The following is a 19,313-nucleotide window of genomic DNA, read 5'->3' on the forward strand; positions in this document are numbered from 1 at the left end:
CATGGTTTCCCTCTGGCGGTCGGGTGCCTGACGCTTTGGCATCATGCGCCGCCCGCTCTAAGGCCGCCGCGTATCCGGTTGATGGCGGTTACGACTGACAGTGTAGCCATGACCGGAAACACAAAGGGCACAATCGCTTGGAACCACAGGCCGCAGGCGATGAGGAAGGCGATGACGCCGAGCACCAGGGCTCGGTCGCTCTTGCCGAACGGCCCGGCATAGTTGCGCCCGCTGCCTGCGGCAACGCCAAGCACGCCGGCGAACTCGACAAGCATGGCGGTAATAGCGAAGGCGACGACACCCCAGGCCGGGAACAAGGTGGCAAAGGCCAGGATCAGCGCCAGGTCCGAGACGACGTCGCAGAGTTCGTTGAGATACATGCCGAGTTTTGATGCTTGCCCATGTTCCCTGGCCAGCATCCCGTCAATGGCGTTGAGCGCCATGCGCACAAACAGCACCACCGGCATCAACAGGAACACCAGGGGATGGAAGGCAAAGGCAGTGACCACCAGGCCTGTGGCGATGGACAGTGCTGCGGCGAGAAGCGTGATCTGGTTGGCGGTGACGCCGGCATCGGCCAGCCGGTCGGCCAACGGCCGCAGCCTGGCCTGAAAGGCCGGTTTCAGTTGATAAAGCGTTGGCATGTGCGATCCCCCAACCGCGGCTCATGACAGTGTCGGCCAGATTGGTCAATCGGCAGGCAGGGCGCAAGGGCTCGCACCAGCATCCGCACCGTTGCGGGACTCGAAACTCCCGGCATGGATGCAGAGGCGCAGCCGAAGATCTCGGCCAAGCAGGATGTTGCGCGCTACAAACCGCCTCGCAAATGATAACTTTACAAATACTCGTATTTATGTGAAGTAAATCACTGAAAGGTCGATCATGACAAACAGTCGCTTCGCCACCCGCCTGAATTCCTTCGCCTCGCGGCCGCAAGCCGAATGGCCTGATCTCACCGGCAAGCCGTCCATGCTGCAGATGGCCACTCGCGCGGCCAAGGTCGACGGGTTGACCGATCTTGATCTTAATTTCCCCGATCATGTCAGTGAAAAGCCGGCTGAAATCGCCCGAAAGCTCGGCGATTTCGGGCTTTCCATCAATGGCTTTGCCATGCGTTACTACTCCAATCCGGCCTTCAAGCTCGGCGCCTTCACCAATCCGGACCCGGCGGTGCGCCGCGAAGCCATCGACTTGACCAAGGCCGGTATCGATGCGGTGCGCGCGGCCGGCGCCAGTCTGATGACGCTGTGGCTGGGCCAGGATGGCTTCGACTATGCATTTCAAACTGACTATGCGACGCTCTGGCAGCACGAAATCGAGGGGATTCGTGAAGTTGCCGCGCATGATCCCGGCTGCCAGATCAGCCTGGAGTACAAGCCTAACGAACCGCGCTCCTACTCGCTGATGCCGGATGCGGCGACCACCTTGCTGGCGATCCGCGAGGTCGGCCTACCCAATCTCGGCGTCACGCTCGATTTCGCCCATGTGCTCTATGCCGACGAACAGCCGGCCTTCGCCGCGGCGCTGATCGCTCGCCACAGCAAGCTGCTCGGCGTCCATCTCAACGATGGCTATGCCAAGCGCGACGACGGCCTGATGGTCGGCGCGGTGCACACGCTGCAGACCATCGAACTGCTGCGCCAGATCCGCCGCGACGGCTACGCCGGCGCCATCTACTTCGACACCTTCCCCGACATGACCGGGCTCGATCCGGTGCGCGAATGCGAAGTCAACATCGCCACCGTCAAGCGCCTGCTGCGCGTTGTCGACCGGCTGGAGAAGGATAACCGCCTGTCCGCCGCCATGGACAGTCAGGACGCCGTGACGTCGCAGGCTATCGTCCAGGAAGCCATGCTCGGGCCGGAGACGAGGGGACGTGGATGACGTTGAGCAATCTCGATCTGAAAGCCGTCGGGCCGCGCATCCGCATGATGATGCCGCATCTCACCCCGCTTGAGGCCAAGGTGGTGGAAACCGTCTTCGGCCGGCGCGGTTTCGACCAGACCATTCCGCTGAAGCAGATCGCCGAGGAGGCCAGCGTGTCGGAGGCGATGGTGGTCAAGATCGCCAAGAAACTCGGCTTCTCCGGCTACCGCGACTTCCGCACCGCCGTCTATGAATACAGCCGCCTCCCGACCGCCGAGATGCACCAGGAACTGTCGGTCGACGACAGCTCGGCCGAGATCGTGCAGAAAGTGTTCCGCACCTCGATCCAGGCGCTGGAGGAGACGCTCGCGATCCTCGACATGGACGATTTCGACCGTGCCGCCGATCTGCTCTACCGCGCCAGGAACCGCGATTTTTATGGCGTCGGCGGCTCCGCCCAGATCGCCCGCGACGTCTCGCACAAATTCCTGCGCATCGGCATCCGCGCGTCTGTCTATGATGACTCGCACATGATGCTGATGTCGGCCTCGCTGCTCGGCGCCGACGACATCGCCGTCGGCTTCTCGCATTCCGGCAACACGTCGGCCGTCATCGACGCCATCCATCTTGCCCGCAAGAGCGGCGCCCGCACACTGGCCATCACCAACTACGACAACTCGCCGCTGGCCCGGATTGCCGACATCGTGCTGTGCTCGACGGCGCAGGGATCGCCGCTGATGGGCGAAAACGCAGCGGCGCGCATCGCGCAGCTCAACATCCTCGACGCGCTGTTCGTGGCGGTGGCGCAGCGCGACTACCAGGCGGCGGAGCGCAATCTCGGCCGCACCATGTCGGCGGTCACCTCGAAACGAAAAGACCGGGGCACATGACGGTTCCGCTGGTCACCGTCTTCGGCAGCCTGCACTACGACATCATGGTCGACGCGCCCGACCGTCCGCGCAAGGGCGAGACTGTGACCGGCCATGCCTGGCAGCCGAAATGCGGCGGCAAGGGCGGCAACCAGGCGGTCTCGGCGGCACGCGCCGGCGTGCGCGCGGCGATGATCGGCGCCGTCGGCGACGACGATTTCGGCACGGCGCTGCTGGCCAATCTCGATCGCGCTGGCCTCGATCGCCGCTTCGTGCGCGTGGCGGCAGGCGCAGGCTCCGGCATGAGCGTGGCGATCTTCGACAGCGATGGCGACTATGGTGCGGTGATCGTCTCCGGCAGCAATCTCACGCTGGACGATGATGACGTCGTGGCAGCAAGGGAGGTGGTGGTACAGACGGCAGTGCTGTTGCTGCAAAACGAAGTGCCCGACGCCGCAAACATCGCTGCCGCGCGCGCGGTGAAGGCATCCGGCGGCCGCGTCGTGCTCAACGCCGCACCGGCGCGAACACTGTCGGCCGAATTGACCGCGCTGATAGACATCGTCATCGTCAACGCCATCGAAGCGGAATTTTTGGCCGGCGTTCCGGTTGTCGATACGCTCGCCGGCGCAACCGAAGCCGCGCGGCGGCTGATCGATGCCTACCCCTCGGCGATCGTCACCGCCGGCGGCGAAGGTGTCGCCTATTGCGACCGGACCGGCGCGGCCTTCGCACTGGCGGCCGTCCCGGTCAAGGTCGTCAGCACCCATGGCGCCGGCGACGAATTCGTCGGCGCCTTCGCGGCAGGCCTCGCCCGTGGCCATCCGATGGAAGCGGCGATCGCCACGGCCAATGCCGCCGCCGCCTCGCTGGTGGCGACACCGGAGGGAAAGCGCAGCTCGCGTTGAAAACTCAGGCCGCATATTGCCGCCTCCAAACCCGTGCCCCCGTCGATGAGCGAAACGGCAAACCGGGCGCGGCGAGAACCTGCTTGGCTTTGCCCTGATGGAGGCGCGGGACCAAGCTGCGTGGTCGAAAGTAGGGAGCTTCAGTCCGCTTCGCCGGCCGAACTTTTGCCGCACTGCGCCAGCACCTTACCGATCGCAGCGCTCGAGCCCGTCAGCGGAAAGCTGTTCTCGCCATATTTGTCGGCCGTAACCGTGACGTCGCCCTTGCCGCGCAACAGGCCGAGCAGTGGATCGTCTTTGCTCAGCTCAGCCGTGAAGTAATTATACATGGCCTCGAGGTCGAGCTTTTTGGTCACGCTCTTGTCACCGCCCTTGAAGGTGAAGGAAGCGCTGATGCGGGGTTCCAGCTGCTGGCCGGCCGCACCCAGATCGTAGCTCAGCACCGGCTTGTCGAAACAGACGAGCATCAGATGCGCATCGGCCTTCGGTCCGCCGCACACCGAAGCCGTCAGCACGCTGCCGCCTTCGTCTTCTTCCATCTTGGCGCTCCAGTTGCAGGATGCGGCAAAAGCCGGCTGCGCGGCTTGCAGCGCGGCCAGAACGGAACCTGCCATCATGAACTTCGCCAATGCACTTTGCATGATCCCCTCCCAAGCTACATTCAACGAGATCATACAGGACAAAAGGCCTGGTGACAGCGGCATATGCCGTCTTAGCCCCCGGCGCGCCCCATTGATCAAGCCTTTGAGACCGGCCTCGACGTCCAGGGCGGCTCCGGCGCGAAGCGCTTGCCGATCCACTCGGCGAAGGCGCGTGTCTTGGCGGCTTGTCCCTTGGCCGAGGGCATGACGACATAGACCGCGCCTTCGTCGGCCAGCGTCCAGTCCGCCAGCACCGGCACCAGCCGTCCGTCGGCGAGTTCGCGTCCGACAAGCCAGTCGGTGCTCATCATCAGGCCGAGGCCTTGCACCGCGGCTTCGACCAGCACCTCGGCATCGTCGCACACCATCGGCCCCGAGACGTCGACGTTGACGCGGCGTCCCGAACTGTCGGTCATCTCCCAGGTTGGAAAGGTCTGGAAGCCGGAGAAGCCGAGGCAGGCGTGTTCTGTGAGCGCTTCCGGCGCTTCCGGCGTGCCCCGGCGGGCGAGGTAGGAGGGAGCAGCGCACAGCAACCGCCGCCGTGTCGCGATCTTGCGCGCCACCAGGCGCGAGTCCTCCAGCGCGCCGAGACGGACGGCGACATCGAAGTTCTCTGCAACGAGATCGACGAACCGGTTGGAGAACTCGGCCTCGATGCGGACATCCGGGAACGTCGCTAGAAATTGCGGCAGCAGCGGCCCGATCCACATACGGCCAAAGGTTCCCGGCATCGCCAGCCGCAGCAAGCCCCGCGGAGCCCCGCTGGCATGCGCGGAAGCAGCAGCCTCAGCTTCGTCTACCGAGGCCAGGATGGCGCGGACACGCACCAGGAACTCCGCTCCGGCCTCCGTCAACGACACGCTTCGGGTGGTCCGGTGCAGCAGCCGCACGCCGAGCCGCTCCTCCAGCGATTGCAGGCGGCGTGACAGAACCGTCGAGTCGCGCCCGACGCGCAACGCTGCCTTGGTGAAGGAGCGCGCTTCCGTGATGGCCGCAAAGGCGGCCATTTCGGCAAGGCTGGCGGGGTCGTGTGATTGCTGCATAAAGCACAGGATTCAAATGTAAAAATTCCAGATTATCTGCTTGTAGCGCAGCAGATAGCTTCACTCAATCCTGACGATTGACCCCTTAAACAGGAATGCGTGAGCCATGAAAGCCATCGAACTGACCGCCGCCAAGCTGGACGCCTTTCGCGCCACCACCATTGCCACGCCTGAACCGCAGCGCGGCGAAGTGCTGATCCGCCAGCGCGCCGCGAGCCTGAATTTCGTCGATGTGGCGGTGGTCAGCGGCAATTATCGCGTGCCCGGCTTTCCGCTCATTCCCGTCGCCGACGGCGCCGGCGAGATCGTCGCGCTGGGGGAGGGCGTTACGGATTTCGCCGTCGGCGATCGCGTCGTTGCCCATGCCAAGCCGCGCTGGATCGGCGGTCCGCCCCGGCCTAACGAGATGACGCAGATGCGCGGAATTTCGCTGCCGGGGTCGCTCGCCGAATATGTCGCGCTGCCGGCCAACTCGCTCGTGCCGGTACCGGCTCGTCTCTCTTTCGAGGCGGCGTCGACCCTGCCGATCGCCGCGACCACCGCCTGGAACGCCGTCCGCGCCGCCGATGTCGGGCCGGGCTCGGTCGTCGTGCTGCTCGGCACCGGCGGCGTCTCCATCTTCACCCTTCAGCTGGCGAAAGCCGCCGGCGCAACCGTCATCATCACTTCTTCGTCGGACGAGAAGCTGGAGCGGGCGAAGGCACTCGGCGCCGATCATCTCATCAACTACCGCGCAACGCCCGACTGGGACGGCAAGGTGCTGGAACTGACCGGCGGCCTCGGCGCCGACCTCGTCGTCGAGACCGCCGGCACCGCCACCTTCGCCCGCGCCGTCAACGCCACCGCGGCTGGCGGCACGCTGTTCACCATCGGTTTCGTCACCGGCGCCGAGGCCACGGTCGACCTGCTGCCGATCATCATCAAGGCGCTGAAGGTGGTCGGCAACAACACCGGGTCGGTATCTGACCTTCGCGCCGCCGTCCGCGCCATCGCCGCCGCCCGCATCGACCCGGTCGTCGACAAGGTGTTCAGCCAGGAGCAGGCGGCCGAAGCCTACGCGCACATGTCGGCGGGCGGGCAGCATTTCGGCAAACTTGCGTTCAAGCTCGACTGGTAGCCGAGGCGCGCGAGCTGCCAATCTCCCCCCTTGAGGGGGAGATGCCCGGCAGGGCAGAGGGGGTGGTCCGACCGGGCTCGACCTACTGCGGCGGAAGGAGGTTGGCGCTCTACGAGAGGCGACCCCCTCTGTCGCCTTCGGCGACATCTCCCCCTCAAGGGGGGAGATTACGCACGCCGCTTCCTAGATCAACTTCTCCAGCGTGATCGGCAAATCCCGCACTCTTTTTCCCGTCGCATGGAACACCGCATTGGCGATCGCTGGCGCTACGCCGACGATGGCCAGTTCGCCGACACCCTTGCCGCCGAGCACCGAAGAGTGCAGGTCGGGAATGCCGACCGAGATGACCTCGATATCGGGGATGTCGGCATTGGTCGGCACCAGATAGTCGCCGAGATTGTTGTTGACGATGCGGCCATGCCTGCGGTCGACAATGCCTTCTTCCAGCAGCGCCTGGCCGATGCCCATGATGATGCCGCCCTTCCACTGGCTTTCGGCCAGCTTGGGGTTGTAGAGCCGGCCCGAATCCAGCGCCGATACCACGCGCGACACGCGCACCGTGCCGAAATCCTCGTCGACGCGCACCTCGATGAAATGCGCGCACCAGGAGTGGCGCGAGTAATCGCCCTCGGTGTGCGGCAGCGCCGCCGCGATGGTGGTGTAGTTCTTGTAGCGATCCTCGGCGGTCGAGTTCGCCGGCATGGTGTCGCCGGTGGCCTCGATGCGGTCGCGGCCGACGCTGGCCAGCAGGTCGGCAATCGAGACATCGGGACCGTCGCCGCGCGGCGACCTGATGCGGCCATTGGCGATGACCAGCGTGTTGGCCTGCAGCGCGTGGAAGGGCGAGCGCGAATCGCTGATCGCCAGACCAACCAGCTGGTCGAGTGCCGATGTCGCTGCCTTGTAGACCGCGCCCGTCATCACGCCGGCCAGCCGCGACCCGCCGGCCACGCCGGCGCGGGGATACCGGGAATCACCGAGCTTCACCACGACATGGTCGGCCGCCACGCCGACCGTTTCGGCCGCTGTCTGCGCCAGGATCGTGTAGGTGCCCTGGCCCATGTCGATCGAGGAGCTTTCGACCTCGACCGAGCCGTTGGCAAGGATACGCACGATGGCCTCGCCGTAAGCGCGCCGTACCGGATAGGTGCCGGCGGCGACGCCCCAGCCGATCAGCTGGTTGCCGTCGCGCATCGAACGCGGTTTGGGCGTGCGCTGGGCCCAGCCGAAGCGTTCGGCGCCAGCCGCGAAAGCCTCGCGCAACTGCCGCGTCGACCAAGCCTTTTTTGCGTGCGGATCCTGCTCGGCGTAATTCCTCAGCCGGATCTCCAGCGGATCGATGCCGACCTCGTAGGCGAGCTCGTCAATGGCGCTTTCGATGCCGAAGGCGCTAGGGTTTTCGCCCGGCGCGCGCATGGCGCCAGGCACCACCGAATTCACCCGCACGACATTCTGCTTCGAGGAGAAGTTGGGCGTCGCATACATGATCGAGGTGACCACGCCCAAAGGCTCGACCCACATGCCGTCGATCGACGTTTCATTGACGCCGCGATGCACGATCGACTGGATTTTTCCGTCACGGTCGGCGCCGATCGTCACCGTCTGGCGGGTCGCGGCGCGGCCGCCATAGCCGGTAAAAGTCTGCGGCCGAGTCATGACCACCCTCACGGGCCGTCCCAGCATCTTGGCTGCGGCAGCCGCTACCGCGCCGTGGCCGAGCGCCAGCGCCTTGGAGCCGAAGCCGCCACCGATATAGGGCGAGACCAGCCGTACATTTTCGAACGGCACGCCGAACCATTCGGCATAGGTGCGGGCCATGCCGTCGAGCCACTGGCTCGGTTCCCACACGGTCAGCCGGTCGCCCTCCCAGCGGGCGATGAGGCCATGCGGCTCCATCGGCGCCTGGTATTCGCGCGGCGTGTTATAGGCGCCGCAGACGCGCACCGGGGCAGCGGCGAAAGCGGCCTGCGCATCGCCCCATTCCTTGGTCATGGCGGCGATCGGAATGCCGTCGCCCGCCTTGGCGTCGCTGAGGTCGACGATGGCCGGCGTCTCGTCATAGCTGACCTTGACCAGGGCTGCGGCCGCAACGGCCTGCTCGAAGGTCTCCGCGATGACCGCGGCGACATGCTGGCCCGAAAAGGTGATATCGCGCGCCAGCGGGCAGTAGGGCTTGTCCGGCGGCGGTGTGCCGAACCAGTCCGATGCAGTCTTCAGCGGCATGATGGTGTCCGGCGTCAGCACCTTGAGCACACCAGGTGCCGCCTCGGCGGCTGACGTGTCGATCGAGCGCACCTTGCCTGACGCGATCGTGCTTTCGACCAGAACGCCGTAGGTTAGCCCGTCGAGCTGCTGCTCGACGGCGTATTTTGCCGCACCGGTAATCTTGGCCGGGCCGTCGACGCGCGACAGCCGCCCGCCAACCTGATCGGCAGTGCCGTCCGAAGCGTCGCCGTGCCGTGTCCTCGGGTCGTGAATGGTCATGACATGGCTCCCGTCTTGAGGATGGCGCGGGCAACGACGCGCGGCGCCAGTTCGATCTTGTAGTGGTTGGCGCCGTGGTCGATCGCCCCTTCCATGGCGAGCAAGCTGGCTGCCCGCACCCTGTCTTCGCTGAGCACCTTGCCCTTCAACGCCGCTTCCACGGCGTGCGCCCGCCACGGCTTCGTCGCGACGCCGCCCAGCGCGACGCGCAGGTCGCGAATGGTGCGGCCATCGGCTTCGAAGTCGATGCCGACTGCGGCGCTTGCAGCGGCGAACTCATAGGACTGCCGGTCGCGAACCTTGAGATAGGTCGACTGCCGGGCGGCGGCTGAAGCCGGGATGCTGATGGCCGTGATCATCTCGCCCGGTTGCATGGCATGTTCCCTGTCGGGCGTGGCGCCGGGCAGGAGAAAGAAGTCGTCGACGGCAACCTGGCGTTCGCCAAGATGAACCACGGCGTCGAAGGCGACCAGCGCGGTGGCGAGGTCACCGGGATACATGGCGATGCAGGCGTTGCTGGTGCCGAGCACGGCATGGCCGCGGGTGACGCCGCCGATCGCCGAGCAGCCGGTGCCGGGCGAGCGCTTGTTGCAGGCGGAAAAATTCGCGGGATCGCGGAAATAGGGGCAGCGCGTGCGCTGCATCAGATTGCCGCCGATGGTCGCCATGTTGCGCAGTTGCGCGGAAGCCGCCTGCCACAGCGCTTCGGAGACCGCAGGAAAGCGGCTCTTGATCTCGGCATGGTCGGCGACGTGGCTCATCTTGGCCAGCGCGCCTATCATGGCACTGCCGGCGTCGACCTTGATGGCGTCGAGCCCTTTGAGATGGGTGATGTCGACAAGGCTGTCGGGTTCGGCAACGCCGCATTTGGCGAGATCGACCAGCGTCGTGCCGCCGGCAAGCAGCATGGCCCCGGGCAGGGCGGCAGCTTGGCGTGCGGCATCGATGCTATCGGCGCGAACGTAGGAAAAATCCCTCATGACGCCACCTCCAGTGCCGCCTGGCGCACGGCGGCAGCGATATGCGGATAGGCGCCGCAGCGGCACAGATTGCCGGCCATGTATTCGCGGATCTCGTCATCCGAGCCGGCATGGCCCTCGCGGATGCACGCCACCGCCGACATGATCTGTCCCGGCGTGCAGTAACCGCACTGGAAAGCATCCTGGTCGAGGAAAGCAGTCTGAACCGCGTTGAGCGTGCCGTCGTCGCCGGCCAACCCTTCGATGGTGGTGATCTCGCGGCCTTCGACCTGTGCTGCAAGCGTCAGGCAGGACAGCACGCGCTGGCCGTCGACATGCACCGTGCAGGCGCCGCACTGGCCCTGGTCGCAACCCTTCTTGGTGCCGGTCAGGTCGAGGCGATCACGCAATGCATCGAGCAGCGTGACGCGCGGCTCGACCTGCAGTTCGTGACTGTGTCCGTTGATGGTGAGACGGATTGGGATAGTGGTGGATTTGGTTTGGTCGGTCATGGGCGTCTGGCTCCAGTTGCTTGACGCTAGGGGATTGAAATGGCGTCCGAGTGGGAGAGGAAAAGGGAAGAGGCGACGGTGCGCCTAATCTCGCCCCTTGTGGGGGAGATGCCCAGCAGGGCAGAGGGGGGCGCGAAGGAATGCGACGTTCCCGATTTACATGCGTCGAAATAGACCTTTTCCAAGCGGGTGTTGGTCAGGCCTCGATAGGCTGGCGGGACAGCGCCCCCCTCTGTCCTGCCGGACATCTCCCCCACGAGGGGGGAGATTGACAGCTCTGCCGCCCCAACTCTCCAGCCGGCAGGGGATGCTTCAGTCTTCACAATCTCAACACGTGACATACCGGCTCCCCTGATTATATGATGAGGCTGCTCCACTAAAACGGAGGTGCCTCCGTTTATCCAATTGGGGGCTTACCCCTTTGGGTTCAAGCCCCCATATATCGACAGTGGAGAAAAAATTGACCGAGCAGTCGCAAGCAATTGCCGACGAGAAGCGCGAAGCCGCAGCGCCAAGGCCGCTGCGCGCCGATGCGCAGCGCAACCGCGACCGGCTGGTCGAGGTCGCGGCAGCGGCCTTTGCCGAGCACGGCGTCGATGCCTCGCTGGAGGAGATCGCGCGCCAGGCGGGCGTCGGTATCGGCACGCTCTACCGGCATTTTCCAACCCGCGAGCATCTGGTCGAAGTGGTCTATCGGCGTGAAGTCGAGGCGCTCTGCGCGGCTGCCGATGACCTCGCCAGCCACCATTCGGCCGATGTGGCGCTGGAGCAATGGATGCAGCGCTTCGTCGACTACATCGCCACCAAGCGTGGCCTGGCGGCCAGCCTGCGCATCCTGTTCAACACCAATTCCGCCGTGTTCTCCGACATGTCTGGCCGGGTGTCGTTGGCCTTGCGGCAACTGGTTGAGGCGGCAGTGGCCGAAGGTTCGATCCGCAGCGACATCGATGCCTCCGATGTGCTGCATGCACTCGGCGGCATCTACTCGGCCCCCGACACCAAGGACTGGCGCGACCGCTCGCGCCGGCTGGTATCGCTGCTGATGGACGGGCTGCGGTTCGGGGCTGGGAAGAGGTGACCTAGCGGCTCAAGCCGAACCATCGACCGCATAGAACCGAAACGCGCCGGGCAGCCCGCTTGCCGCCATTTCGCCACGCTCCTCGAACCGCAGGCCGGAGCCGACCACGAGATCGCGCACCGTCCTTGATGCAATGATTTCGCCCGGCCGCGCATGGTCAAGCAGACGCGATGACAGTTCGATCGCCGCGCCTGAAAATTGATGGCCCCGCTGCTCGCACTCGCCGATATGCACCGCCGAGCGGACCTCGACACCGGATTGCCGCAAGCGATCGCGGATGGCGATCGCGCACTGGATCGACCGCGTTGGCCGCTGGAACACCGCGAGCACCTTGCCGTCCGATCGGCTGATCTCTCTGCCTTCGGCCGCGAGGAGTTCGCCACGGAGCGCTTCGGCGTGCCGCTCGGCCGGGTCGATGCCGAAAGGCGAGCCCGTCATATCGAGGGACAGCACCGACACAAGCAGCCGTTCGCCTGGGGCCGCCGGCAAGGCGCCGGTGACGAAAGCCTGGATCTCGTCGACGATCCGATCGGAATTCTCGCCCCAGATGACGTGGTCGCGGCCGGCGAACTCAATGTATCGGGCGCCCTCGATGTGCGTCGCCAGGTAACGTCCTTCTTCCCGCTTCACCCAGCCGTCGCCAGTCGTCTGCATGATCAGTGTCGGAACATGGACAGCAGGCAGAATGTCGCGAACATCGATTTCGGCTCCCCAGCGCCACAGGGCGATCGCGTCGGCGGGCGAGGCAGAATTCCTGAGATAGGCGGCGAACCATTCTGTCTCGAACGTGTCGCTCATCAGACTGGGCGCCGCGTTGCTCATATCCGCCGCCGCTCCCCATTCTTTCTCGACGATCGCCAGATCCTCTTCCACCTGCTCGCTTGTCTTCGCCCACGGATAGTCTTGTGACCACCTGCCGCGGGCGTAGGCCCCATTGAGCACGAGTGCCGCTGTGCGCTCGGGATAGGTCGCCGCGAACAGCATGCACATCGGGCCGCCCTCGGAGCTGCCGAAAAGCACCGTGCGCTTCGAGCCAACCGCATCCAGCACTGCCCGCACATCTTCCATCCGCTCTTCCAGGGTCGGCAGACCGACATTGCGGTCCGAGAGCCCGGTGCCGCGCTTGTCCATGCGGATTAGGCGCGAGAAAGTGCCGAGCCGCCGGTGCACATGCGAAAGCCGCGGCGAGCCCCAGGCGTGGTCGAGGTTGGAGACCCATCCCGGCACATGGATCAGGTCGACCGGACCGTCGCCGGTCACCTGATACGCGATGTTGATCCCGGCCGATTTGACATAGTGGGTCGGGGGGGCTGCGAGTTCGTGGCTGAAGCCGGTAGCGTCATCCGCATCAGTCGTGGGTGGCCGTGCCGGCGCCATTGTGCGGCGTGTGCGCAGCGTCTCGAACAATTGCCGCGTCTCCGGCTCCGGCTGCAGCTTGAGATCGCGTAGAAGCGCGGTGCGGCAGTGCTCATATTGCTTCAGCGCGAGATTGGTCCTGCCTTGCGCCGCATAGGCGCGCATCAGGGCACGGTGGACATCCTCCCTCAACGGGTCCATGGCCAGCAGGCGCGCCGCCGCGCGCACGCATGCGGCAGGATCGTTCGTCGCTGCATAATGCGCGACGAGCCTGTCGAGCGCCGCGACGGCCAGTGCCCGCAGCCGCTCGCGTTCGATCCTCAGCCAGTCCTCGAATGGCTCCTCCTTCAGGCCGAAGCCGTCGAGCAGGTCGCCGCGGTAGACATTGAGCGCCAGTTCGAGGTCTTCGGGTGCCGGGCTGGCGACCAGCGCCTCGAACCGCGCGACGTCGAAATCAAGGCCGTCGAGATGCAGAGCGACGCTGTTGCCATCGGTGAGGAAGCGGCCGCCGCCGCACGTCTGCATGGCCTTCCTGACAGACGATACCGCTTGCCGCAGGCTCATTCGCGCCTGCGCCTCGCTGTTGATGCCCCAGAGCAGGGTCGCCAGCTTCTCGCGCGACTGCGAATGCCCCGACTGCAGCGCGAGATAGGCGACCATCGCACGCGCCTTGCGGCTGATGGCTGGAACCGTGGCCCCGACGCCGGCAAAGTCGAAACCACCCAGCAGGTGAAGATAAGGTCCGGTCATCGGATCCGCCACGGTCACAGCGCGACGACGATCCGCTCAAGCTCGGTCCATTTCAACACTTATTCCGCCGCCGAGGCGCTTTTCACGATTCCATCACGCAGGTTCCCACGCGTTGCTCACGGCGCTTGAGGAGATTGTTCGCACTGGATCTCTTTTCGCAGGAGGATACCGTGCATCACCCTGGCCCGACCGAGTGGCCCATCTGGCATGACGACCCCGGGCGCGACCGGCAGGAGCTTGGCGCACCATCGCGTCACGATGTTGCGCTGGCCCGCTATCTCGAAACACAACAGGCCCATCGGGCATTGGCGGCTCGCAGACTCGATCCGGCGGCGGTCGTGGCCTCTGCACTGGCAGCGTTCGTCCGCTGCCTTTTCCGTGCAGCGCTGCGCCGAATTGTCCGCTGGCCACCCGATGCCGCGACAGGGATGGACGATTTCGGCTTGACGTTGTCCAAGGCTCATGCGGATCTTAGCAAGACCCTTTGGGGCCGCTGAGTGCAGCGCCCTTGGTCGACGATCTCATCCCCAACCGCCGCCGCCGCCGCCAGCCCCACCGCCGCTTCCGCTGCCGCCGAGAGAAGGAATCACGGGCGGCTTTTGCGGGATCTCCTCGGCCGGCTTGATCACTTTGCCGGTGGCCGCCTTCTTGAATCTGACCACCTTTGGCTGGGGTGCTGCGCGAACCACCTTGCGATGTTTCACCGGCGATGCCGGCTCAAACATCGGCGACACCGAGGTGCAGCCCATGAGCCCGGCCAGAACGCCGGATAGAATTATCCCGATGAATGCCTGCCCGATGAATGTCTGCTTGAATGCCTTGCCCACCATGGCCTCCTTATTGTTCAGAACAAATCCCGACGCGGATTAGCCTCTTCCCAGACCCCCCGGGCCGCATTGACCAGTTGCGTGTCCAGCGAACCGGATGGGGGGATCTTCGACTTGAGCTCCTGACGCAGGGCGTCCAAAGCTGCCGTTTTCGGCTTGGTGCCGAACTGCGCCAGGCCCTTTTTGGCGTCCGGCAGCTCCTTGCGCAGATCGAGCGCGACGGCGAATGCCAGGAAGCGCACCGCGACAGCCTGATCGGCCTTGTCGCCTTTCGCCATTTCAAGCGCCGCGCGATCATAGGCGCTCGACGGATCGCCGCGCGTGGTCGCCAGTTCGAACAGCCTTTGCGCTTCCGCCGGGTCCTGACGCACACCGGCGCCATCCCTGTACATGCGGGCGAGGCTGCCCGGAGCGTAGGGCTGGCCAAGATCGGTGGCCTGCTGGAACAGCGCCTGCGCCGTCTTCGGATCCTTGTCGATGCCCTGGCCGGCGAGGTAATTGCGGCCGAGCAGGTTCATCGAATACATGTCCTGGCGCTGCACCCCCGCTTGCAGGAAGGCGACGGCGCGGGCCGGATCGGCAGGCACGCCATTGCGGCCCTCGGTGAAGATGGCGGCAAGATCGTTCATGGCATAGGTGTGCCCCATGGCCGCCGCCTTGAGCAGCAGGTCGAGGCCCTTGGCCGTATCGCGGTTGACGCCATAACCATTGAACAGCGCGCGTCCCCACGAGGTCATGCCGTAAGGATCGCCCTTGTCGGCGGCAGCCTTGTAGAGAGCGTTGGCCTGGGTGCGGTCTATGGTCGTTCCGGTTCCGGTTGCGTTGAGATAGCCGAGTTCGAAGACGGCGCGCACATGGCCTTTCTTGGCGGCGTCCTCGATGGCTGTCCTGGCCTCTCTAACCTGGCCTGCCGCAAGCAGGGCGCGGCCGAGCTCGTAGTGGAAGCGGGCGACGTCTGGATAGGTTTTCACGGCCGCCTCGCAGGCTGCCACCGCACCGGCGCCGATCTCGTTCGGCAGCAGGCCGGGCACCACCCCTTGCAGGTCGAGAGGCTCGCCGGCGGCGGTATCGCAGGCATCGACCGTCGGCGACAGCTTCATCGTCGCCGGCTTGGCCGAGCTGCTGTCGGCCCGGATTTCGAAGCCGACCTCGACCGGCGCGCCGGCGCCGATCTGCGGCTCGTAACGGAGATGGTCGACTTCACCGGCCAGAAGGCTGGATTGCGGCGACAAGGTTCGATCAGGCAATGACAGCGTTCCCGTTGCCGGATACCCCGTGACCTTCAGGCTGACCGCCGGATCGTCGGTGGGGAAATCCAGATTGAGCGCGACCGGGCCGACGCCGACGGGAATATCAAGCTTGCGGTTCTCGATCGCTTCGGCAGCCCCGGTGATGTGGATGCCGCGATCCAGCACCTGCTGCTTCTGCTCGGCCTCGAGAGAAGCCATGATCTGCTGACCCGCCGCACCTTCGCCGCTCTTGACGCGGAACACGAGTATGCCCTGGCTCCCGCCGCCCCAATTGTCATGCGTGGCATAGGCCAGCATATCCACCTCGTCCTGCGTGGCGGCGCCTTTGGGGACATCCATTTGCAGGCGCGGCAGGTCCTTGCCGGCGATCGGTTCGCCCACCGCGACGTCTTTGCCGTCCAGCACCAGACGGCCCATTGCCGGCGGACGTTCGATGCTGACGCTGATAGCGCCGCCATCGACATCGACCGGCTCCGGCAGGCCGAGAGCGACAGGACCGACCCCCGAGAGCACTACCTTCTCCAGCACTGGCGGCAGCGAAGGCCGGTTGTTGCGGCGCACCAGCACCACGTCATCGATCAGCGAGGAATTTTCCCAGGGCACCTGCATGCCGTTGGTGGCCTGCACGACATCGCGGCGCACCGCCGACATGACCGTGCGGATCTCCTGGTTCGGCGCCAGCGCGCGCCGCGAAAAGGCCGATGAAAACGGGCTGAGGTCGCCGCTGCCGTCATAGGCGACCGCGCCTGGTTCGGTGGCGAAGGCAATCAGCGTGTTGAGCGAGCTTCGCACCTGCGCCAGCCCGGTATTGCCGGCGGTGACAAGCTGGTCGCGCAGCCAGTAATTGTTGCGCGGGAAGGGGTTGTTGCGGCAGGCATCGAGGATGATCACCTGGATCTTCGACTTCGAGCGCAGCTGCTCCAGCACGTCGTTGAGCTTGATGGCCTGGACCTCGATGTCGGCCGCCTTCTTCAACGAGGCGTCGACGGGTATCAGGAAATTCTCGCCGCCGATCTGAAAGCCGTGCCCGGAATAGTAGACGACGGCGAGATCGGCGCCGTCGGCGGCGGCCAGATAGTCCCGGAACTGGCCTTCGAACTGCTGCTTGGTGAGGTTCTCGGCGACGAAAACCTCGAAGCCGGCCAGCCGGAACGTGGCCGATACGTCCTGGGCATCCTTGGCCGGGTTCTTCAGCGCCGGGATGTCGCGATAATCGGAATTGCCGATGACGAGCGCGACCCTTCGATCGGCGAAGGCCTCGAAGCTTGTGAGGCCGGCAAGGATGAAGGCCGCGATAAATCCGCAAAGTCGGAGCATGACAAAACTCCTGGTCGCGGCCTGACGCCGACGAGAACACCGCTTGCGGCATCAAGGTCCGTTGAGATATGCAACCTGCCACAGCATAAAGTGAAAGGCCCGTCACCGCCAGACCATGGCAGGCGATTTCTTTCGGCGTTGACCAACCGCAGAGTGCAAGTAGCACGCGCTTCACGAGCAGGTATGTGACAAGTCTCACAGTTCGCTGTTTTGGGGAAATGCCTGGTGCCGGCGGCTGCGCGCCTATTCCTTGAAGAGCAATTCCTTGTCGTTCGAATATTTCACCAGCAGCGGAATGCTGGCGCCGCCGATGACGGGGCCGAGATGGCCAAACGTCCCCTCGATGACGGAGAACGGCTCGGGGCGATCGACAAGGATCCGTGCCAGCTTTCTGCGCATGGCCTTGGCGATCTCCTTGCGCACGCCATTGGGTATGGCGCCATCGATCACCACATTGTCGATGTCGAGCAAGGCAACGGCACTGCGGGCGGCATAGGCAAGCCCGTCCGAAACCTCATCGATCCACGCGGTGAGCGGCTCTCCAAGGTCGCCCCAGTCGTCGGGCGACGACCAGATGCGGCCGGCGCCCTCGTCCCCATTGTCCTGGTCGTTGAGCTTGCCGGCCAGCGAATGCAGCGAAGCGACGCGCCGCAGCGGGGTCATCCGGTCGCCCTTGCGCCCCGGCGCGGGCACCGGCATGTCGCCCAGCGCCCCGGCCAGCTTGTTGCGGCCGGGGAACAAGTGATGATCGAGCACCAGGCCGCCGCCGATGAAGTGCCCGACATAGGCATAGAGAAAGTCGGCGCGCGATCCGCCGGCGCCAAACATCAGTTCGGCCGCGGCCGACACCGTGGCGTCGTTGTAGAGGAACACCGGCCAGTCGAACGCCCGGTCCAGTTCGGCGCGAATGTCGATTTCCCTCCAGGCATCCAGCCTGCTCGCCGGCACCGCGCCCTCTTCGCTCAGGTTCCACTGATGGAATGGCGAGGCGATGCCAAGACCCGCGATGCGGTCTTGCTCTATCGATCTGTGCTTGCGGCACATGCGCGCGATGGCGCCCTTGGCGAATTTCATCACCTCGACGGGCGTCGGATAGTCGAACAGTGTGCGTTCGAACGCCATCACGTCGCCGACGAAATTGACCAGGGCGACGTCGGCGCTGCGATGGTCGACCTTGAGGCCGAAGGCATAGGCGGCTTTCGGGTTCAACGCATAGGGAACCGAGGGTTGCCCCAGCCGTCCGCGCAGAGGCTCCAGGCGCAGCAGCAGCTTGTTGTCGGCGGCGCGGTTGACGATGGTGGTAATGGTTTGCGCGGCCAGCCCGGTCAGCCGCGTCAAATCGGTCTTGGCCAGCTGGCCGTGCCGGCGGATCAGCGAGACGATCAGGCGTTCGTTGTAGATGCGGCTCTCGGCCTGCGTGGTTCCGCCGCTGCGGCCCTCGGCGATCTTTTCGAGACTGAAGAAGCTGGTGCCGGTCACGCTTTCCCCTGCGCAAGGAGGTTGGCCGCAAGGCGAGCCGATCAAAGCGCTGACGTAGCAATGCGGGCACGGCAAGGCAACACTTAAATCCACCCGATGGAAAAATGTAGTTGACGCCGGCCGGCCTGCTGTCGTTCAAAGTATGCAAGCCTGGAGGAGCAATGCCGTGACGCAGACCCGGACAATCATGTGCTTTGGCGATTCCAATACCTATGGCGCCATTCCCACCCTGGCCCGCGTCGGACGGCGCCGCTTCACGCCCGACCGGCGCTGGCCGGGCATCATGCGCCGCCAGCTCGGCAGCGGATGGGATGTGATCGAAGAAGGGCAGGGCGGGCGCACCACCGTGCACGACGATCCGATCGAAGGTCTCCACAAGAACGGGCTCAAATCGCTCCCGGTGTGCCTGGAAACGCATATGCCGCTCGACCTCGTCATCCTGATGCTCGGCACCAACGATCTGAAGCATAGGTTCTCGGTAACGCCGAACGACGTCGCTGATTCTATTGAGATCTTGGCCAGAATTGTCCTGCGCAGCGAAGCTGGCCCCGCGGGCGTGGCGCCCGCGGTCCTGATAGTAGCGCCGCCGCCGATGCTGGAGGTCGACTGGTTCGGCCAGATGTTCCTGGGCGGCGCCGCAAAGTCGATGCACTTTGCCGGCCTGTTCCGCGATGCGGCCCGGCGCGCCGGCGCCGCGTTCTTCAACGCCGGCGACGTCGTCGAGTCGAGCGCGGTAGACGGCATTCACCTCGACAGCGACGCGCATCGCGTGCTCGGCACGGAATTGGCCAAAGTCGTCCAGTCGCTGATCGCCAAGGCGTGATCGCGTGGGCGAGCCACCCAACTATCTCCGATTA

The 19,313-nt window shown here is 65.1% G+C and carries 17 protein-coding genes; 7 read left to right on the forward strand and 10 right to left on the reverse strand.

What is annotated here, in order from left to right; translation table 11 throughout:
* Positions 1–41: 41 nt before the first annotated feature.
* Positions 42–644 (reverse strand): CDP-alcohol phosphatidyltransferase family protein, encoded by a 603-nt coding sequence (locus AC3EML_RS15340; RefSeq protein WP_352497223.1) that lies wholly within the window; start codon positions 642–644, stop codon positions 42–44.
* Between the two features lie 238 nt (positions 645–882).
* On the opposite strand from AC3EML_RS15340, the gene AC3EML_RS15345 reads away from it, so the two are divergent.
* Genes AC3EML_RS15345 through AC3EML_RS15355 form a run of 3 tightly spaced genes read left to right on the forward strand, consistent with a single transcriptional unit; the run spans position 883 to position 3,643 of the window.
* Positions 883–1,884: a sugar phosphate isomerase/epimerase family protein gene (locus tag AC3EML_RS15345; protein WP_023805590.1), complete on the forward strand. Its 1,002-nt coding sequence runs from the start codon at positions 883–885 to the stop codon at positions 1,882–1,884.
* A complete protein-coding gene (locus AC3EML_RS15350) occupies positions 1,881–2,756 on the forward strand; it encodes a MurR/RpiR family transcriptional regulator (protein ID WP_023824451.1) in 876 nt (291 codons plus the stop codon). Before AC3EML_RS15345 ends, AC3EML_RS15350 begins: the two co-directional genes overlap by 4 nt.
* Positions 2,753–3,643 (forward strand): ribokinase, encoded by an 891-nt coding sequence (locus AC3EML_RS15355; RefSeq protein WP_023824452.1) that lies wholly within the window; start codon positions 2,753–2,755, stop codon positions 3,641–3,643. The genes AC3EML_RS15350 and AC3EML_RS15355 overlap by 4 nt, the downstream gene beginning before the upstream one ends.
* Before the next feature lie 140 nt (positions 3,644–3,783).
* Here the strand turns inward: AC3EML_RS15355 and AC3EML_RS15360 are convergent, their stop codons facing one another.
* Both AC3EML_RS15360 and AC3EML_RS15365 read right to left on the reverse strand, forming a co-directional pair.
* Positions 3,784–4,284, reverse strand: coding sequence for a hypothetical protein (locus tag AC3EML_RS15360; protein ID WP_352521036.1), 501 nt, complete (start codon positions 4,282–4,284; stop codon positions 3,784–3,786).
* Between the two features lie 95 nt (positions 4,285–4,379).
* Positions 4,380–5,327 (reverse strand): LysR family transcriptional regulator, encoded by a 948-nt coding sequence (locus tag AC3EML_RS15365; protein WP_023688979.1) that lies wholly within the window; start codon positions 5,325–5,327, stop codon positions 4,380–4,382.
* A 106-nt stretch (positions 5,328–5,433) separates the two neighbouring features.
* Here AC3EML_RS15365 and AC3EML_RS15370 point away from each other — a divergent pair, with 106 nt between their 5' ends.
* Complete coding sequence (locus tag AC3EML_RS15370) at positions 5,434–6,444, forward strand: zinc-dependent alcohol dehydrogenase family protein (RefSeq protein ID WP_352521035.1); 1,011 nt, start codon at positions 5,434–5,436, stop codon at positions 6,442–6,444.
* A 183-nt stretch (positions 6,445–6,627) separates the two neighbouring features.
* On the opposite strand, the gene AC3EML_RS15375 is transcribed toward AC3EML_RS15370, so the two are convergent.
* The 3 genes from AC3EML_RS15375 to AC3EML_RS15385 are packed head-to-tail and all read right to left on the reverse strand — an operon-like array spanning position 6,628 to position 10,399.
* Positions 6,628–8,928, reverse strand: coding sequence for a xanthine dehydrogenase family protein molybdopterin-binding subunit (locus AC3EML_RS15375; RefSeq protein ID WP_352521034.1), 2,301 nt, complete (start codon positions 8,926–8,928; stop codon positions 6,628–6,630).
* Entirely contained in the window at positions 8,925–9,908 is a 984-nt protein-coding gene (locus tag AC3EML_RS15380) for an FAD binding domain-containing protein (protein WP_352521033.1), read from the reverse strand. Before AC3EML_RS15380 ends, AC3EML_RS15375 begins: the two co-directional genes overlap by 4 nt.
* Positions 9,905–10,399 (reverse strand): (2Fe-2S)-binding protein, encoded by a 495-nt coding sequence (locus AC3EML_RS15385; RefSeq protein ID WP_352521032.1) that lies wholly within the window; start codon positions 10,397–10,399, stop codon positions 9,905–9,907. Before AC3EML_RS15385 ends, AC3EML_RS15380 begins: the two co-directional genes overlap by 4 nt.
* Before the next feature lie 460 nt (positions 10,400–10,859).
* Here AC3EML_RS15385 and AC3EML_RS15390 point away from each other — a divergent pair, with 460 nt between their 5' ends.
* Positions 10,860–11,477 carry a TetR/AcrR family transcriptional regulator gene (locus AC3EML_RS15390; RefSeq protein WP_032897510.1) on the forward strand — a complete coding sequence of 206 codons (618 nt, stop codon included), beginning with the start codon at positions 10,860–10,862 and terminating at the stop codon, positions 11,475–11,477.
* Positions 11,478–11,486: 9 nt separating this feature from the next.
* Here AC3EML_RS15390 and AC3EML_RS15395 read toward each other — a convergent pair whose 3' ends face one another.
* Positions 11,487–13,583 (reverse strand): alpha/beta fold hydrolase, encoded by a 2,097-nt coding sequence (locus tag AC3EML_RS15395; protein ID WP_031195131.1) that lies wholly within the window; start codon positions 13,581–13,583, stop codon positions 11,487–11,489.
* 134 nt (positions 13,584–13,717) lie between these two features.
* Here AC3EML_RS15395 and AC3EML_RS15400 point away from each other — a divergent pair, with 134 nt between their 5' ends.
* Positions 13,718–14,080: a hypothetical protein gene (locus AC3EML_RS15400; protein ID WP_352521031.1), complete on the forward strand. Its 363-nt coding sequence runs from the start codon at positions 13,718–13,720 to the stop codon at positions 14,078–14,080.
* A gap of 24 nt (positions 14,081–14,104) precedes the next feature.
* Here the strand turns inward: AC3EML_RS15400 and AC3EML_RS15405 are convergent, their stop codons facing one another.
* From AC3EML_RS15405 to AC3EML_RS15415, 3 genes are all read right to left on the reverse strand, one after another.
* A complete protein-coding gene (locus tag AC3EML_RS15405; protein ID WP_352521029.1) occupies positions 14,105–14,413 on the reverse strand; it encodes a hypothetical protein in 309 nt (102 codons plus the stop codon).
* A gap of 14 nt (positions 14,414–14,427) precedes the next feature.
* Complete coding sequence (locus tag AC3EML_RS15410; protein ID WP_352521028.1) at positions 14,428–16,977, reverse strand: caspase family protein; 2,550 nt, start codon at positions 16,975–16,977, stop codon at positions 14,428–14,430.
* Between the two features lie 243 nt (positions 16,978–17,220).
* Entirely contained in the window at positions 17,221–18,456 is a 1,236-nt protein-coding gene (locus AC3EML_RS15415; RefSeq protein WP_352521027.1) for an ROK family protein, read from the reverse strand.
* Between the two features lie 166 nt (positions 18,457–18,622).
* Here AC3EML_RS15415 and AC3EML_RS15420 point away from each other — a divergent pair, with 166 nt between their 5' ends.
* Positions 18,623–19,279 (forward strand): SGNH/GDSL hydrolase family protein, encoded by a 657-nt coding sequence (locus AC3EML_RS15420; protein WP_352521026.1) that lies wholly within the window; start codon positions 18,623–18,625, stop codon positions 19,277–19,279.
* The last annotated feature ends 34 nt before the right edge of the window (positions 19,280–19,313 follow it).

This window comes from Mesorhizobium sp. P170090 (assembly GCF_057786115.1).

Excerpts from the sequence above, each read along its gene's own strand:
- AC3EML_RS15340 (WP_352497223.1), bottom strand. The coding sequence starts at position 644 with ATGCCAACGCTTTATCAACTGAAACCGGCCTTTCAGGCCAGGCTGCGG.
- AC3EML_RS15345 (WP_023805590.1), top strand. The coding sequence starts at position 883 with ATGACAAACAGTCGCTTCGCCACCCGCCTGAATTCCTTCGCCTCGCGG.
- AC3EML_RS15350 (WP_023824451.1), top strand. The coding sequence starts at position 1,881 with ATGACGTTGAGCAATCTCGATCTGAAAGCCGTCGGGCCGCGCATCCGC.
- AC3EML_RS15355 (WP_023824452.1), top strand. The coding sequence starts at position 2,753 with ATGACGGTTCCGCTGGTCACCGTCTTCGGCAGCCTGCACTACGACATC.
- AC3EML_RS15360 (WP_352521036.1), bottom strand. The coding sequence starts at position 4,284 with ATGCAAAGTGCATTGGCGAAGTTCATGATGGCAGGTTCCGTTCTGGCC.
- AC3EML_RS15365 (WP_023688979.1), bottom strand. The coding sequence starts at position 5,327 with ATGCAGCAATCACACGACCCCGCCAGCCTTGCCGAAATGGCCGCCTTT.
- AC3EML_RS15370 (WP_352521035.1), top strand. The coding sequence starts at position 5,434 with ATGAAAGCCATCGAACTGACCGCCGCCAAGCTGGACGCCTTTCGCGCC.
- AC3EML_RS15375 (WP_352521034.1), bottom strand. The coding sequence starts at position 8,928 with ATGACCATTCACGACCCGAGGACACGGCACGGCGACGCTTCGGACGGC.
- AC3EML_RS15380 (WP_352521033.1), bottom strand. The coding sequence starts at position 9,908 with ATGAGGGATTTTTCCTACGTTCGCGCCGATAGCATCGATGCCGCACGC.
- AC3EML_RS15385 (WP_352521032.1), bottom strand. The coding sequence starts at position 10,399 with ATGACCGACCAAACCAAATCCACCACTATCCCAATCCGTCTCACCATC.
- AC3EML_RS15395 (WP_031195131.1), bottom strand. The coding sequence starts at position 13,583 with ATGACCGGACCTTATCTTCACCTGCTGGGTGGTTTCGACTTTGCCGGC.
- AC3EML_RS15405 (WP_352521029.1), bottom strand. The coding sequence starts at position 14,413 with ATGGTGGGCAAGGCATTCAAGCAGACATTCATCGGGCAGGCATTCATC.
- AC3EML_RS15410 (WP_352521028.1), bottom strand. The coding sequence starts at position 16,977 with ATGCTCCGACTTTGCGGATTTATCGCGGCCTTCATCCTTGCCGGCCTC.